Source organism: Neisseria sp. P0021.S006 (genome assembly GCF_051956895.1).
The window spans coordinates 1-442 of the sequence record NZ_JBQCWZ010001270.1; the positions used below are offsets into that span (position 1 = coordinate 1).

Annotated in this window: 1 protein-coding gene; it reads right to left on the reverse strand. The window is 56.1% G+C overall.

Annotated elements, in window-relative coordinates:
* Positions 1 to 170: 170 nt before the first annotated feature.
* Positions 171 to 442: M48 family metallopeptidase (locus ACTHUM_RS19830; protein WP_440403985.1), on the reverse strand; the 272-nt coding region annotated here is incomplete at its 5' end.

The window sequence follows — 442 nt, forward strand, 5'->3', positions numbered from 1 at the left end:
GTTTTCCTTTATGAAAAGGGTTTTGAGAATGGCATCATCTTATCGGTAGGTATGAGTGGCGGCAAGCGGATAAACCTGATTTTACGCGCGGCTACATGATTTGTTTGGAGGGCATTGATTCTTTGCTTTGGGCTGGTGTTTGCCTGCGGAAAAATGCTGCCGGATAAGACTTAGCCGAGGCGGAACAATTCGCTGCCGTGCGCCTTCAGCCATTGTTCGGCTTGGTCAACATGCGGCGTGATCGAGTGGGTCAGAGCCCAAAACGCAGGGCTGTGGTCGGGATGGCGCAGGTGGGCGAGTTCGTGCAGGCAGACGTAGTCGGCGACATATTCGGGCGCGCCGATGAGCCGCCAGTTGAGGCGGATGCCGGTAGTGTGGCGGCATACACCCCAGAAAGTTTTGGCGTTGGAAAGGGAAATGGCGCTCGGGGTTAGGCGGGTGG